The following is a 16,175-nucleotide window of genomic DNA, read 5'->3' as shown; positions in this document are numbered from 1 at the left end:
AAAATAAATGATTACAATATCGAGGGGCCGGATTATTCAGCCCCTCATCTTATTTGCAATAAAAGCAAGGCTCCAATCTATCTGATTCATTCCGCTCCGTACACCTTATCGTACCATGCCCGCAGATGATGGATGGCGACGCCGGCGAAGGACGGATGTCGTCCTCCCTGCTGCTCCAGCGCTCGCAGATGGTAATCAAAATAATGATTCGACTGGCCATGGAACGATACGCTCTCGCCTTCGTCTGTCTGGCCCAGCTCGACCCCGACAAGAACCGGGCGGTTCAGCCGCTCCCCGATGCTCAGATCGGCCGCGGCCACGTCATAGATCGCATTGACGTGGTTGCGGTACGCCATAATCGTGATGGCGTCGAACCGCTCCTGCACCCAGACGCTCATCGAGGCGTCTTCCTCTGGCGCCGGAATCTTGTCCAGCCAGAAGGGCACGTCTGCCGCGATGAACAGTCCCGCCTCTCGGGCCTCGCGAATCCAGCGGTCCATGCTGTCCGTCCATTCCTTCACAATCCGAGCCTGCTCTTCCTTCCAGCCCGGCAGGAGATAAGGCTCGACATCGAAATGGACGCCGCTGAACCGCTCCTCCTCCGGAACGGCCGCATTATAATCGCGGACCCAGCGGATGAAGCCGACGCCCTCCTCGCGGCGGTCGGGCTTGGCCCACTCGGGCTTCCCTTCCAGGGCGTGCACCTGAATGCCGGCTTCGCGGGCCATGCGGATGAAGCGGCGGTATGACTCCGCTTCCTGCTCCTCATCAATCTGCAGATAGATCAGATTGATCCGCTGCGCTTGCGCGAAGGAGACGATATCAGCCGGCGCTTCCGCCATCCACTTCGTCTCCCACAGCCAGGTCGCCCGCGTATTCTCCGTTCCGGCCTGACTAAGCAGCAGCGAAGCGACTGCCAAATAGCAGAGCAGCACGGCCACCTTCAGCCCGTGCTGCCCGGTAAGGAACGAGGGCCGCCAACGGCCTTCCTCGTTCCTGCGGAACAGCCACAGAAGCGGTCTAGACCAGAACAACCTGATCCCACTCGCTCTGAATTTGCTGCACCGAATTGCCCAGCTTGAAAATATTCGGCCGCTCGATGCCCTTGAAGGCGTTGCGGGTATCCAGAATTGGAATGCCCAGATCCGCCAGTTCCTCATAATCGAATGACTGGTGGCTCGTAATCAGCACCATGCAGTCATACGTTCCGAAGTCCTGCAGATTGTAGTCAATGGTGCGCACCATTTTGCCCGACTTACTGATGAAGTGAGTAGCGTGCGGATCGTAGTAATCGACATTGGCGCCGCTCGCCTTGAACAGCTCGTACACTTCCAGTCCTGGCGATTCACGCAGATCGTCGATGTCGGATTTGTACGCCATCCCGAGGATGAGGATCTTGGAATGATTGAGCGATTTGGCGCTCTGATTCAGAATCCGTCCGGTCTTCTCCACGACATAGTACGGCATGTTCGCATTGATCGATTGGGCAATATCGATGAATTTGCTGTAGAAGCGGAAGCCCTTCGCCTTCCAAGACAGATACATCGGATCAAGCGGGATGCAGTGGCCGCCAATGCCCGGTCCTGGGTAGAACGGCATGAATCCGAACGGCTTCGTCGAAGCCGCTTCGATGACTTCCCAGATATCGATGCTCATCCGGTCGCACATCATCGCCATCTCGTTGATGAAGGCAATATTGATGCTGCGGAACGTATTCTCCAGCAGCTTGGACATTTCGGCCACCTTCGTGGACGAGACTGGCACAACCTTCATGACGACGCGGCTATAGAGCGCGGCCCCCAGCTCCAGGCAGGTCGGGGTGGCGCCGCCGATGACCTTCGGCGTGTTGAACGTATTGTATTTCGTGTTGGAAGGATCGACCCGCTCCGGCGAGAAGCAGAGGAAGAAATCCTCTCCCACACGGTAGCCCAGCTTCTCGATCTCCCGTTGAATGAGCTCCTCCGTCGTGCCCGGATAAGTCGTGCTCTCGAGCGTAATGAGGCTCCCCTTCTTCATATACTGCTTCAATTGATCCACGACTTGCGTAATGTACGACGTGTCCGGATCCTGATTCTCGCTCAGCGGCGTCGGGACGCAAATGCTGAGCGCATCCATTTCGCGGATATGCTCGTACTCGTTCGTAGCCATGAACCGACCTGTGTCCATGCATTGTTGCAGCGTCTCATCGCTGACGTCCTTGATGTAGGAATGTCCTTTGCGGATGCTGGCAATCTTGGAAGGATTCAAGTCAATTCCGATGACGCGGAACCCTTGCTTGCACATCTCCACCGCGAGCGGCAGACCGACATATCCGAGACCGATGACTCCGACGACAGACGATTGATTTTCGATGTTGTGTTTCAAATTGGCGGCATACATGTTCACAGGTTTCACCTTCCATAGAAGAATTGGATTATAGTGCTGTTCCCACATTCCGCTTGCCTGTCTGCGGGAACGCACTTTTATATCTATTTAAAAACAGTTTCTGATTCTAGCGTCCAAATCTGCCGGCGAGAACGGCTTCGTAATATAATCGATGACGCCCTGCTGGAAGCAGTGCTCGATCGTACTTCCTACGCGCTGCTCCGACAGAATGATGATCTTGGGCTCTTTGGCTAGTTCCATCTTCTGAATCTGGGAAATGAACGGCAAGCCATTCAACCCGTACAGATTGAGCTCAGTGACGATCAGGTCGTAGCCTTCCTTCCGGATCATGTCCAGGGCGGTTATCGCATCAGTTGCCGCATGCACCTCATAGCCCTGGAGCTTGAGCTGAATCTGCAGGAACTCGCGCACGCTGTCGTCATGGTCGACGATGAGAATTTTCTTCGCATCAGGCGCCTCCAGCTCATCGTGCAGGACGCAAATCCCGGCGGTGCCGTCCATCATCTTCAGCTCCGGCCAGCGATCGAAGAGGAGCGATTCCGCTTCCGCCGGGTTGTCCGGCGCGGCTATCGCGCATACGATCGGCTTGCCGACATGGCTCTGCTCGAGCAGCATCTTCAGCTGCAGCGCATGATAGTGGGTCATGTCGAGCGCGGAATTCGGCAGCAGCACGGCCAGAATGTCATGGGCCGCATCGCGCAGCAGCTCGAAGCGGAGATTCCGGTCAGCCGAGAGCCACTCCCGTGCCTCCGCTTCCCAGTTCGAACCGAACGGTTGAGCGTGAAGGAGTATCACCCCCAGGCGGTCGCTGTCATTGGCGCATAAGCGTTGGACCTTTTCTTTGACAGATGGTGCAGCTTCCGGTTTCATTACCGTGTTCAGCATTTTCGGAAATACCACCTTTCCCAACTGTTATCGTCAAGCCGATTTGACCGGCTTGCTGTCCTCTTGCCAGCTCTGGCGGGTCATGGCCCCCCACGAGTTGTTGTTCTGGAAATATTGAATATGGCCTTGAATCCGCCATAGACCTCCCAACTGACGGTAGCCGAAGAACATGAGCACGCTGAACGCGAGCATGCGCAGCAGGTCACTGATCCGCGGATATCGCTTGAAGGCGATCTCCTCCAGCAGCAGCGAGCCGATGGCAAGCAGCATGCCGGACAAGAAATTGATCAGCATAAAGATAAGCACGATAGGCCATTGCGTCATGTCCAAGAACGCATAACCGATTAGGGCAAGCAATCCCGTAACTTTGAAATACGGATTCAGCGCTTCGAACAGAATCGTATACGGCATTGACAGCAAGCCGAATACTTTGTACTTCGGACGGAACGCCATGTCGTAGTTCTCGATCATGTTTTTCAGATTCCCGCGTCCCCAGCGCTTCCGCTGATTGGACAAAATATGATACGTATCCGGCGCCTGCGTCCAGCAGACCGCTTCCGGGCAGAACGCGACGCGGTACGGCAATTTATTTTCCAGCATATAGCGGTGGAGCTTGATAATGATGTTCATGTCCTCGCCCGGATACCCTTCGCGGTACCCGCCGACCTTGATGACATAATCCTTGCGGAACAGGCCGAACGCGCCCGAGACGATGATCAATCCGTTGATCGCGCCCCAGCCGATGCGGCCGCCGAGGAACGCCTTCAAATATTCCAGCGTCTGGAACATCGGCCACCACTTCTTCGGCAGTCTCACATCGGTGACGGTGCCGTTCTCGATCTTGCAGCCATTGGCGATCCGCACATTGCCTCCGATGGCGACATACTCCTCCGGATTAGACATATACAGGTTCGCCATTTGGATAAGCGAGTCTTTCTCCAGCAGCGAGTCGGCGTCGATCGACGAGATGAGCGGATAGTGGGAGAAGTTGATCCCCGCATTGAGCGAGTCGGCCTTCCCGCCATTCGCCTTGTCGATAAGATACAGATTCGGATATTCCGGATTGTAATAGACGCCCCGGAACTTCGTGCAATTTACCGCGTAGCGCACGGCCAGATTGTCCATGCGGTACATCCCGAACTCCTCGATCATCACCTGCAGCGTATGATCGCTGGAGCCGTCATTGACGACGATAATCTCGTAGGTCGGATAGTTGAGTGTCATAAGTGACTTCACATTCTCGATAATCGTCAATTCTTCATTATAGGCAGGCACGAGCAGCGATACCGGCGGTACATGCTCCGAGCCTGCGAGATTGCTGCGCAGCGCATAGCGCTTGCGGCGAACAATTGAGGAAATGCTCTTAAAAGAACACAGCATTATGCCGAAATAAATAGAGTTGACAATAATGACGTAGTACATGACGACGATGCCATAGACAAGCAGCAGATCTCTAAGCAGAATAATCGCCTCCTACCCTGCCAAGTAGCGGAGCGATCGCGGCCTCGCCGAAATACTGCTCATAGATGATCCGCTTCGGCTGATATCCGGCACCCTGCTCTCGCCGGCCGGCAAAGAAGTGTTCGCGCAGAAGCTCCTTGTGTATGCGATCTTTCGCCATGTCCGACTTGAAGTGATCGTCGGTCTCCAGTGCTGCTTCGCACAGCGCATGGAAGCCTTCATCCCCCATATTGGACAGGCTGTTCGCGCTGTAGTAGCGAACCCACCAATTGGAATCGGTCAATGCTTGCTTGAGCACCGGGATTCGATCCGTGTTCTTGGAATGTCCGAGCGCTTCTGCCACAGCGGCTCGGATCTCCCATGCCGGATCCTTGATCCATTCGAGGATGTTGTTCTCGGTCAGCGCATGTCCGGCGCGAACGAGCATTTTGACCGCAAGGGCCCGGATCTCTTTGTCATGACTGTCAACGAGCGGAAGCAGGGCGGGCGTCAGCGCGACGTCTGTCTGTCCGCTTAAGGCGAGCAAAGCCGCCTTGACCATATTGTCCGACTCGTCCTTGAGACAGCGGACGAGCATCGGGGTCGCGTTCACCCGCGTCTCTTCCAACACCTCCGCAGCCAGCAAGTGGCTCTGGCGGTGGCGCGTCAACTGCTGCAGCATCGTATGGAGCTGCTCCGCCTCGTTGGCGCATTTGGCCACGGAACGAGCCAGCACCTGCAGGAGCGGACCATCCTTCTCCTGCATCATCGCCTTCATCAGATGGGGAACCGCCCGCTCAGAGCGCATTCCGCCCAGCCGGAACGCCGCCTTCATCTGCTTGGAATAGAACAGGCTGCCTAATTCCTTAATGTCGCGGTCGACCAGACCCATCTCTTCACAGAGCGCCGTCAGCTTCTGCTGCTGCTCCCCGCTGAATTTGTCCATCCATTCCATCAGCTTATCCTGAATCACCCGCATCTCCAGCGTACGAAGAGGCCCTTTGGGGGGCTGGAACGGATCCGGGTCCAGCATATGTCGCTGCAAATACACGAAATAGGGCTGATGCTTCTCCAAATAAATCTCCTGATGCTTGGCTAGCCGGTTATTGCGTGCTTTCATCAATAACAAAATGAGTACACCGATGCCAATCAAGCCAAGACAAACGTAAATGAAGCCGAGAGCGACTCCCAAACTGGAAAACATGTACGTGTGCCTCCTTTGTCGGTATCAAGCGCAGCTTGGGCCACTACTCTGCACCCAGCTGCTCGAATATATTTTTCATGTCGGTATAGCTTTGCTTCAGCCGCTCGGTATAGCCAACCTCCTCCCAGTCATCCCATTGGTATACTGGGATATTTCGGAAAGCGTAAGGTACGACCTCCTTCCCGGATGAAGCTTGTTCCCGTTCTGACAGCCAAGGCAGGAACCGGATGCCTTCCGTCTTCACGGTCGTGAACGTCCGCTTGTCCTTGACCGGGTCGTAGCTGATGACCTGCTTCGAGCTCGGGTCGGCGAAGCCGAACAGCATCCAAGGGATGCGCAGCTCGATGAAATCCCCCTTGTACTGCCACGCGGCAAGCGATTGATATTGTTCATCCTGCGGATTATTCGTCCCGCGGATCAGCTTGCCTACCGTCACATCTTGGAACGGATGCGCCGTTCTCGTATCCGGCGGCTCCATCTTCAGGCTGACAGCCAATTTCCACGGATTGAATATCCCCGAATTATCTTGAAGCTCTTTCTTGTTCGGCTCCACCATCCAATAGCCAGACGGACCATACAGCCGATTGTTGAAATCATAGTTGGACGCGATGCGAATCTCGCTGTCCTGATCCGTGCCGAGCGTGATGAGCGTCTCCAGCCCTTCATCCAGCTTCAGGCCCGGGAGCTCCGGCATGGTACGGTTGCCCCCCTCCAGCACGCTGGAGCCGATATGCAGCGTCTGCGTCTTCGGATCGAACGGCTTGTCCAGCTTGAGCGCGAGATAGACGTAAGCTTCATCATGGGTTGCCCACATCCCCCGGATGCCCGGAAGCTCGGTCTTCAATTGAACCTTGTCCTCCAGGGCCTCCCAGTCGCTCCAATCGCCGTCAAGCACGATTTGCTCTTCCTTGCTCGGATACATGCCGAGAATGCCGAACAATTGCTCATTCGTCAGCACGTTCAGCCAGTAGGAACGGCGATCCTCCGGAATTTCGAAGCGCATCGTGTTCCAGGTCTTCTTGAACCATTCATCCTGCCACATGAACAGAATCGCGCCGGCGAACTCCTCGTCATAAATATCCTTCGTCAAGGAGGCGTTAATGCGGCCCTGCTCCCGCTCATCATGTCCTCCCTGATTGCGGCCTCCCATGCCCAAATGGGAAATCCCGATCGAGGCCGGCACCCCGTATTCGGTAATCATGACCGGCATATCGGGATACTCCGCCTTCAATAGGCGTAAATACGCTTTATACGTATTGAATTGGCCATTCTCATCCTTCAACGTCTGCAGCGTCTTGTCCAGATGGAAAAAATCCGGGTAATACGGATACACGTGGTATGCCGCGAAATATCCGGCCTTCCAGTCAACCGGCTGAATATGGCGCGCGTCGACGCTGACCATATCTTCCTGGAACAGCGGTTCGCCGGGATGCGTCAGCACGTCGGTCGTCACCCAGTTGGTGAACGTCATCGGGTGCTGCCAGCCGTATTGGTTCTCCAGCTCTGCCGTAAGATCAATCAATTCTGCCAGCCAGCTCTCGAATGGCGATGCCTTCTCCGTCGCCTGGAACCGGCTTCCTTGGTAGGGCTTCACATCCTTATGCAGGCGGTTCGTATTATCGACCATCGTCGGATCCCACTCGGTCCCAAGATGCCAGGCCATCAGATACTGCCCCGCATTCTGCTTGTACTTCCCCCCTGCTGTCCCCGGCTTGACCGGGATATCCAGATCCCCATAGACGGCCTTGACCACCTTCTCGATTTCCTGCTTGAACTCCTGTTGGATCTCCGGAAGATACGCATCCTGCTTCTCGATGAGCTCCTCCTCCGGGGACCAGATTCCTTGTATAAAATAGAGCGGGCGTTCCGCTTCCTCCCGATTGAACTTCACTAGCGCCTTATAGAAGACCGGCTGGTGCACCGTATAGAGGCGGATAACATTGGCGCCCATATCATGAATTTGGCGGAACCAGCGTAAATACGTCTCCTCATCGACCGGAAATTCACCCGGGAAATGTCCCGGAACCGTCGCCCCAAGATTGACTCCTTTCACAAATAACGGTTCGAACTGCTCATTCCTGTATTCGAGGAATTGATCTCCTTCCGTCTTGAACTTCAGCTTGATGCCGCTCGCATCAGCATAGGCTATCTGCTTCGGATACAGCAGACCGGGTAAATAATACCCCGCCAGCCCGCCGGCAGCGAGAAGCAAGACAACAACTATGATGAGATTCCACTTCGTTCTCCGGCTCATGGATCGTAGTATTGTTCACCCTTTCCTGCACAACGTATTTCCTGTGACTTATCCAGTACCACGGAAATTAATCGCAACACCTAACACTAACTATAACCAAGAAAACCAATGGTTTAACATGGTTATTTAGACTCTTTTTGTTCAGGACCCTTGAGTCAAAAAAATGGTTCTATGCGGGCGGAAAGCAGTGGCCCGTGATCAGACGGTCTATTCGGTTAGTCCCGTCTATCAGTGAGGAAAAAAGCAGGGGTCTGGTTCTGGTTTTCTTTATTTGACATGGTTAGACGCGTTCCTCCTTTAAAAGTTTCGGTATTGTAACCATTTTACCAATAATACCTAGTTTTATCGTTCTTTAGTCATATTTATATTAACATTCATTGCATCAAAATGTTTTTAACAATTTCTAGTTAATTTCTACTATTTTCATGTAAAAATAAGCCTAAAAATGGATGATCTAAATTGGATAAAAAAGGGCTGCTTTTCTTCCCTCTCTCAAAAAAAAATCCTTGCATCTTGCATGCAAGGACTGAATAATGTCTCAGTTGGAACATATTTCGCTCACGTATACAATAACGAAATAACCAGTAATTGATACAGAACAAGCGGCAAAATAACATCACTATAAGCCGCTGAACCGGGGAATGCCCGTCGATCCATCGGCATCCGGGTGTGCAGATAGAGAAAGCCCTGGTCAACATTAACAATAACGCCATCGTACACATGGCCGTCTATCGTCTGAATCCGCACATACCGCTTCTTATACATATGGCCGACATACTGAACCCGTTCCCGTATGGAATGCAAGGTTTGCACCGTACTCGGCTCCGCCTGATAGATAGCTTCTTGATGCGGGGACGAGGAATGACGGGCTGAATATGACTGATACAAGGGCCTGAACCTCCGATCGGATTGAAATAAGGTACATTTCACCTTATGCGCATTTTTCAGGCATCAGCACCAGAAATTACTGCCGCTCGTCCGCCGGCCGTCGGGAACCCGCACACCAATATATAACGGGAGCGGGCCAGCCGCATGATGGCCAGCCCGCCCGGTGAGAGGAGAACGGAGGTTATTCGATTACTCCTTGCTGCGGTAGTAGACATGGCGAATCTGGAGGGACTGGTCCTCTCCGATATCCAACAGGCCGTACGAATACTTCGGTTGAAGCCGTTTATCCGTCGGGGAGCCGGGATTGAAGAGCAGAATCCCCTCCCTTTCCTCCATATACGGGACGTGCGAATGGCCGAAGACAATGATATCGACACCTTGATTGCGGAAAGTATGGAAGGCGGTATCCTTCGCCGATCGGCCTGCCCCGTCCCCATGAACGAGGCCGATCCGGATCCCGCCAGCCTCAATGATTTTGCGGCGGCCGAAGCGCTTCACAATAGCCGTACCGTCATTATTCCCGGCGACGCTGTCAACCGGGGCCAGCGACTCGAACATCGGGATAACGCTTGACGATGTCCAGTCTCCCGCATGCAGGATGAGGTCAACGCCGCGCAGCCCTTTGGCCAGATCGCGAGGCAGCTTCTGTCCCCGATGGGGCATATGGGTATCCGACACGATTCCGATGCGCATAGGCTCTCCTTCCTCCTTTCTTTTTCCTAAAATAGATAGGACTCACTCGCAGCCTTCAGTTTGATTAATATCTATTGTGGCATAACTCCCGCCTCACGTCGATCCCTTTGCCGCGTTATCCCATTCGCTCAGCAAGGGCGCGGGCCCTTATGAGCAGTATCCCATTCGCTCAGCGCGGGATAGGGCACAGGGCAGCGGGCCCTTTCGGTCACTATCCCACTCGCTCAGAACGGGATAGGGCACAGGGCAGCGGGCCCTTCGGTCACTATCCCACTCGCTCAGAACGGGATAGGGCACAGGGCAGCGGGCCCTTTCGGGCATTATCCCACTCGCTCAGCGCGGGATAGGACACAGGCCCGCGGGCCCTTATGGGCAGTATCCCATTCGCTCAGCGCGGGATAGGACACAGGCCCGCGGGCCCTTATGGGCAGTATCCCATTCGCTCAGCGCGGGATGGGACACGAGCGGCAGGCGCACGGGATAGGATACAGACCGCCCGAACGGGCGGGTGGAGCGTTCAGCACTAGATACATGCTCATTCATAGAGCGGCAACCGAATGTTGGCCCGGGTTCGTTCCCTATTTGCGTGTATAATGTTCAGCGGGCACGATATTCGTCTCTTTTCTGAAGCAAGGGGATAGTGGCCAAAAGGGGGGCGGAAGGCATACCCTCTCATTCGACATTTCCCTTCCACCGATTACACCGCATGCCAGTGTTCTCCTTGGTGGGTGCTATTTACCGTTTTTCTTCCTATTATATGCATCATTCCCCTTCAACACGCCCAAAAGAAAAAGAAACCCGAAGTCTTAGCAAAGACCGGGTTTCTCGGCAAGCCAACCGACACATGCTGTCCATGTCCGGCGGGTTCTCTTTTCTTCTATGGCTCATTGCCCTTCTATTCAGCCTGGAGTCGGCAAGTTCCTGGGCTGGCGAAGTAACTGGAAGCACGCTGTGAAGCTATACGTTCTCGTATTGCAGCTTCTGCTTCGTCTCGAAGCGCTCCAGAGCAAGCTGAATGAGACGATCGAGCAGAGCCGGATACGTGATGCCCATCTCCTCCCACAAGATCGGATACATGCTGATCGGAGTGAAGCCTGGCATCGTATTGACTTCATTAATCAGGACGGCCATGTCGGAACGGCGGACGAAGAAGTCCACGCGCGACAGTCCGGAGCCGTCGATGGAACGGTATGCCTGCAGCGCCATCTCGCGGATGCGCTCCAGCAGTTCCTCGTCCAGCGGCGCAGGGATAGCGATTTCTGATTTACCGTCGATATATTTTGCCTTATAATCATAAAATTCGTTAGACGAGATAATCTCGCCTGGTATGGACGCTTGCGGCTCGTCATTGCCAAGAACACTCACTTCCACTTCCCGTGCGTCAACGAATTCCTCTACAATAATCTTCCGATCGTATTGCAGCGCGAACTCAATCGCCTGCTTCAATTCCGCTGCATCGCGGGCTTTGGAAATACCGACCGAGGAGCCGAGGTTGGCCGGCTTCACGAAGCAAGGATAGCCCAGCTCAGTCTGCACCCGATCCATAATCTCCGCTTGATTCTGATCCCACTCCCAGTGAAGAAAATACTCGTATTTGCACTGAGGCAATCCCGCTTGGGCAAAGACTTGCTTCATGATGGCTTTGTCCATTCCGACGGAAGAGGCGAGCACCCCCGCTCCAACATACGGGATGCCGGCCATCTCGAACAGTCCCTGGATGGTGCCATCTTCGCCGTTCGTGCCGTGCAGAAGCGGGAATATCACATCGATCTGGCGCCGGCTCACGCCGTCCTCCGACGCCCCTTCTGCGCTGTCTATGCCCGCGAACAGCATCTCCATCGCCGTTACGGTTCCCCCTCTAAGCGATTCCAGCGTCAGTTCCTCTTGATTCGTGAACGGCCGGTCCCGCCATGTGCCGACCCGCCACTCTCCCTTTTTCGTAATATAAAAAGGAAGGATCTCATACTTGCCGTAATCCATCGCTCCCATCACCGCAAAAGCTGTAGACATCGAGACTTCATGTTCCCCTGATTTGCCGCCGTAGATGAGACCGACGCGCAATTTGCGTTCTTGTTCCATGTTCCCCTCCGGTTAGCGCCTGATGCGCCTGTTGTCTTCTCTCAGAATGCCCGTCACGCCCCGCACATCGGGCCACACCGCAATAAGCGGGAACGGATTGTCTCCTTCCCCGCCTGGCAACCTAAAATGCATTGACAATATGGAAAAAGCGGTACCTCGTCGCTTCCGTCCATGCATACGAGTCCTGGTAATCCCAGTACCGGTGGCGGCTGCTTACCGTGTGAGCGTTCACCAGCGGCATGCCGTTCGCATCGAAAGCGGTGACAATGGTCGTATGCTGGTAATGGCCGTTGCCGTCCCAATCATACGCGATCACGTCACCGAGCTGCAGATCACTCGGATGCTCGACCAACTCGGCCCGCAGGCCGTACGTGCTGTTCGTCAAATGCCGCTCCAAACTGTTGGCGACCGCCCAACTGTAGCTCCACGCTTCCTGGCTGTTAACCATGCCTTTATACCACCAGCCCGAATCTCTTCTACCAGTATAGTTCATCGGTGCACTGCCTGCAAAGAGACATTGCGAGATATAATTGGTGCAATCGACCTCGAAGCTAAGAAAGCGCGGGTTCGGTTCATTCCACCATTCATCCGCGTAGGCGACTGCTTTGTCGCGGCGGTACGGGATGGCCCGCAGCGAGCCGGGCGGCCCAAGCACATTCCGGTTCAACAGCGGCAGCGAGCGGTTCGAACGAGATGCCCGATCCTGCTCAGCTCCGACGAGCTGCTGTCCCCGCCTCTCCGGTACCGGAACCTCCACCTTGGACACGACCCATCCGGTTCCTTCCTTGAGCAAGGTCAGCCGCTCTCTCTCAATTCTCTCATCCTTCAGAGGCAGCCCCTTCTGCTCATAGCCTCTCCGAATATGGTATTCGAGGTCTACCGTAACCTCATGATCCGCCTCATGGGTGCGCAGGAGCTTCGCCTTCGTCTCGCTCTTGGTCGGACTGGCCCCCCTGCTCTCGTACCACGAGACCAGCCTCCGCGCCCGTTCGCTCGTGAGGAGCGCATGCTCCATGTCGGTCACCGGGGCCTGGATGGCCCGGGGCCGTTCGTCGATCTCAGAACGATTATGCTGATCTACGTACAAATAAAGAGTCGTTTTCCAATCGTGACGCATCCCCTCTCTCCACCTCCTTCACTCACTTTTGTCGCGTCAGCCGCGGATGGAGCCTATCGCTCCTTTCTCTCCGCCGGCCCGGTATTTTGCTATCCATTGTATGCAGAAATGCCGCTTCGCATGTCGAAGCGGTAGATTTAGGCGGGTTTGTATGGGAAAAGCTCTTTACGGTGTCTCACGAACACGATATACTAAAGATGTAAGCAATTATGAAATCGGGTTTCATCAGATGAAACGAATAACGTAAAACAAATGACGCATGACAGCATGAAGCTCCATGACGGGCTTCGGATGAACAGAATTTAGAAGGAGGTAATTTTCAATGGCAAGAACAGATGCTTTCTCTACGGCCCGCGAACTGAAGGTCGACGGCAAGTCGTACCGCTACTACAGCCTGGAAGCATTGGGCGCGCAAGGCTACCAAGGAATTGATCGCCTTCCGTTCTCGATCAAAGTCCTGCTTGAGGCTGCCGTTCGCCAATTCGATGGCCGGGCGATTACAAAAGATCACGTCAACCAAATTGCAAAATGGGCGGAAGGTCAAGATGAAAATAAGGAAATTCCGTTCATTCCATCCCGCATCGTTCTTCAGGACTTCACCGGCGTTCCGGTTGTCGTCGACCTGGCGGCTATGCGCGATACGGTGAAAAAGGCGGGCGGCGATCCGAAGCGCATCAATCCGCTCGTTCCGGTCGATCTCGTTATTGACCACTCGGTAATGGTCGACGCTTTCGGTTCGGATCAAGCGTTGGAATATAACATGAACGTGGAATTCGAGCGCAACGAAGAGCGCTACCGCTTCCTGCGCTGGGCTCAGACGGCATTCGATAATTTCCGTGCGGTGCCGCCGGCTACCGGTATCGTTCACCAAGTGAACCTGGAATATCTGGCTTCCGTGGCCGCTACCAAGGAAGTCGACGGCGTAACCGAAGTCTTCCCTGACTCCCTCGTCGGTACGGATTCCCATACGACGATGATCAACGGTCTCGGCGTGGTCGGCTGGGGCGTTGGCGGGATCGAGGCTGAAGCCGGCATGCTCGGCCAGCCGCTCTACTTCATTACGCCGGAAGTCATTGGCTTCAAATTAACGGGAGCGCTTGCAGAGGGCGCGACAGCGACCGACCTGGCGCTGACCGTTACGCAAATGCTGCGCAAAAAAGGCGTCGTCGGCAAATTCGTCGAGTTCTTCGGCCCTGGTCTAGAATCGATCAGCCTGGCGGACCGGGCGACCGTCGCCAACATGGCTCCGGAATACGGCGCGACGATCGGATTTTTCCCGGTTGACCATGAGACGCTGAACTACCTTCGCCTCACCGGCCGCACCGAGGAGCAAGTCGCTCTCGTGGAAGCCTACTACAAGGCGCAAGGCATGTTCCGCCATACGGATACGCCGGACCCTGTCTTCACCGACATCATTGAGCTGGATCTGAGTTCGGTCGTGCCGAGCCTTGCCGGACCGAAGCGTCCGCAAGACCGCATCGAGCTGTCGAATATGAAACAATCCTTCCTCGATATCGTCCGCACACCGGTCGACAAAGGCGGATACGGCTTGAGCGACAGCAAAATCGAACAGAAAGTGCCAGTAGCTCATCCGAACGGTGAGACAAGCCAACTGTCGACAGGCGCTGTCGTCATCGCGGCGATTACGAGCTGCACGAACACCTCCAACCCAAGCGTTATGCTCGGTGCGGGCCTCGTGGCGAAGAAGGCTGTCGAGCGCGGACTGCGCAAGCCGGCTTACGTGAAGAGCAGCTTGACGCCGGGTTCCCTGGTCGTAACAGAATATTTGAAGAAATCCGGTCTGATGGATTCGCTGGAGCAGCTCGGCTTCCATGTCGCCGGCTACGGCTGCGCAACGTGCATCGGGAACTCCGGTCCGCTGCCGGATGAAGTGGGCCAGGCGATTGCCGATCATGACATGACGGTCGCGGCGGTTCTGTCCGGTAACCGGAACTTCGAAGGCCGCATTCACGCGCAAGTGAAAGCGAACTACCTGGCTTCGCCTCCGCTCGTCGTCGCCTACGCGCTCGCGGGCACGGTCAATATCGACCTGGATAACGAGCCAATCGGCTACGACAAGAACAATCAGCCTGTATATTTGAAAGATATCTGGCCTTCTTCGGAAGAGATCAAGCAGGCGATGGCGCAAGCGATCAACGCTTCGATGTTCCGCGACAAATACGAGCATGTCTTCACGCAGAACGAGCGCTGGAATGCGATTCCGGTTCCGGAAGGCGAGCTGTATGAGTGGGATGATAAGTCTACCTATATCCAAAATCCGCCGTTCTTCGAGAATCTGGGTACTCAGCTCGGAGACATCGCCGATATCGAGAATGCCAGCGTCCTGGCGCTCCTTGGCGATTCCGTGACCACGGACCACATCTCGCCGGCCGGCAATATCAAGGCGGACAGCCCGGCAGGGGAATACCTGATCGCGAACGGCGTTCAGCGCAAAGACTTCAACTCTTACGGTTCCCGCCGCGGCAACCACGAGGTAATGATGCGCGGAACGTTCGCGAACATCCGCATCCGCAACCAGGTGGCTCCGGGCACCGAGGGCGGCGTGACGAAGTATTTGCCGAACGACGAGATTATGTCCATTTACGATGCGTCCATGAAATATCAAGGAGAGAACACGAACCTTGTTGTCCTTGCCGGTAAAGAATACGGCACAGGCAGCTCCCGCGACTGGGCGGCGAAGGGAACGTACCTCCTTGGCGTCAAAGCGGTCATCGCCGAAAGCTTCGAGCGTATCCACCGCAGCAATCTGGTCGGCATGGGCGTGCTTCCGCTGCAATTCCAGGAAGGCCACAGCTGGAAGGCGCTCGGCATCGACGGCACGGAAGTGTTCAGCATCAACGGCTTGTCGAACGACATTCAACCAGGACAAACACTGCAAGTCACAGCGACTCGCCAAGACGGCACGACGTTCGAATTCCCGGTTACGGTCCGTCTGGACAGCATGGTCGACGTCGATTACTACCACAACGGCGGCATCCTGCAAACCGTACTGCGGCAAATGATTGCCGGAGAAAAGGCGAACGCGTAAGCGAATGGCGTTTGAGTGCGTAATGGCTGAAAAATAATAACGGAGCTGTTCCCGAAGGTCCATGACCACCGGGAGCAGCTCCTTTTTGTTCGCGCCTGTAGTCTCCCGCCGCAATTATTTCTTCCTGCCCCCGATGCCAACCGCTTCCCAACAGCTAGGCCCCCGCATAGGATGAACTACC

11 protein-coding genes are annotated in these 16,175 nt (G+C 55.1%); 1 reads left to right on the top strand and 10 read right to left on the bottom strand.

Annotated elements, in window-relative coordinates; genetic code table 11:
* Nucleotides 1-86 precede the first annotated feature (86 nt).
* From DQX05_RS02440 to DQX05_RS02395, 10 genes are all read right to left on the bottom strand, one after another.
* Nucleotides 87-1,034, bottom strand: coding sequence for an SGNH/GDSL hydrolase family protein (locus DQX05_RS02440; RefSeq protein ID WP_119790544.1), 948 nt, complete (start codon nt 1,032-1,034; stop codon nt 87-89).
* Nucleotides 1,021-2,379, bottom strand: a complete 1,359-nt coding sequence (locus tag DQX05_RS02435; protein WP_119790766.1) for a nucleotide sugar dehydrogenase — start codon at nt 2,377-2,379, stop codon at nt 1,021-1,023. The genes DQX05_RS02440 and DQX05_RS02435 overlap by 14 nt, the downstream gene beginning before the upstream one ends.
* A gap of 93 nt (nt 2,380-2,472) precedes the next feature.
* Nucleotides 2,473-3,270, bottom strand: a complete 798-nt coding sequence (locus DQX05_RS02430) for a response regulator (RefSeq protein WP_119790542.1) — start codon at nt 3,268-3,270, stop codon at nt 2,473-2,475.
* Between the two features lie 33 nt (nt 3,271-3,303).
* Nucleotides 3,304-4,692, bottom strand: coding sequence for a glycosyltransferase family 2 protein (locus DQX05_RS02425; protein ID WP_119790540.1), 1,389 nt, complete (start codon nt 4,690-4,692; stop codon nt 3,304-3,306).
* A gap of 31 nt (nt 4,693-4,723) precedes the next feature.
* Complete coding sequence (locus DQX05_RS02420) at nt 4,724-5,914, bottom strand: HEAT repeat domain-containing protein (RefSeq protein ID WP_119790538.1); 1,191 nt, start codon at nt 5,912-5,914, stop codon at nt 4,724-4,726.
* Nucleotides 5,915-5,957: 43 nt separating this feature from the next.
* The gene (locus tag DQX05_RS02415; RefSeq protein WP_119790537.1) at nt 5,958-8,168 is read right to left on the bottom strand and encodes a hypothetical protein; all 2,211 of its coding nucleotides are present in this window, start codon (nt 8,166-8,168) and stop codon (nt 5,958-5,960) included.
* Nucleotides 8,169-8,726: 558 nt separating this feature from the next.
* Nucleotides 8,727-9,056 carry an acetyl-CoA acetyltransferase gene (locus DQX05_RS02410; protein ID WP_119790535.1) on the bottom strand — a complete coding sequence of 110 codons (330 nt, stop codon included), beginning with the start codon at nt 9,054-9,056 and terminating at the stop codon, nt 8,727-8,729.
* A gap of 189 nt (nt 9,057-9,245) precedes the next feature.
* Nucleotides 9,246-9,749 carry a metallophosphoesterase family protein gene (locus tag DQX05_RS02405; RefSeq protein ID WP_119790533.1) on the bottom strand — a complete coding sequence of 168 codons (504 nt, stop codon included), beginning with the start codon at nt 9,747-9,749 and terminating at the stop codon, nt 9,246-9,248.
* Nucleotides 9,750-10,706: 957 nt separating this feature from the next.
* Nucleotides 10,707-11,828, bottom strand: a complete 1,122-nt coding sequence (locus tag DQX05_RS02400) for a D-alanine--D-alanine ligase (RefSeq protein ID WP_119790531.1) — start codon at nt 11,826-11,828, stop codon at nt 10,707-10,709.
* A gap of 121 nt (nt 11,829-11,949) precedes the next feature.
* On the bottom strand, nt 11,950-12,945 hold the full coding sequence (locus DQX05_RS02395; protein WP_119790529.1) for an amidase domain-containing protein: 996 nt from the start codon (nt 12,943-12,945) through the stop codon (nt 11,950-11,952).
* Nucleotides 12,946-13,267: 322 nt separating this feature from the next.
* Between DQX05_RS02395 and acnA the strand changes: the two genes are divergently transcribed.
* Complete coding sequence (gene acnA, locus DQX05_RS02390; RefSeq protein ID WP_119790527.1) at nt 13,268-15,994, top strand: aconitate hydratase AcnA; 2,727 nt, start codon at nt 13,268-13,270, stop codon at nt 15,992-15,994.
* Nucleotides 15,995-16,175: the final 181 nt, after the last annotated feature.

The sequence above is a fragment of the Paenibacillus thiaminolyticus genome, from assembly GCF_003591545.1.
GTDB classification, from domain to species: domain Bacteria; phylum Bacillota; class Bacilli; order Paenibacillales; family Paenibacillaceae; genus Paenibacillus_B; species Paenibacillus_B thiaminolyticus_A.
The sequence above is the reverse complement of the archived record's forward strand: the minus strand, read 5'-3'. Positions and strand labels throughout refer to the sequence as shown.